The organism is Photobacterium sp. DNB22_13_2, assembly GCF_052873915.1.
In genome coordinates, this window is the sequence record NZ_JBNNXU010000280.1 from 1 (window position 1) to 238 (window position 238).

Consider the following 238-nt stretch of genomic DNA (forward strand, 5'->3'; position numbering starts at 1 on the left):
TCCGGAGCTTGGGTTGCTTTACGTCTTCGGCCATCACGACGTCTACGATGCAACGTTGAGTTTTGGATGTTTGCACGCAGGACTTATTGAAGTCAGCTGGATTGGGCTGTGTGATGTGTTTTGGGACGACGACTATATGACACGCGTGCCATTCCGCAGCGAGTGCCTCGCGTACTGTTCGGCTTGATTCCCTCATCTCTGCGCCGGCAGGGCCCACATGTCCGCTGTCGGCCGACAG

At 56.3% G+C, this 238-nt stretch carries 1 protein-coding gene; it reads left to right on the forward strand.

All coding sequences use genetic code 11. The annotated features are described in order from the left end of the window. On the forward strand, nucleotides 1–187 hold a 187-nt coding region (locus tag ACVA58_RS28645; protein ID WP_446513616.1), incomplete at its 5' end, for a hypothetical protein. Nucleotides 188–238: the final 51 nt, after the last annotated feature.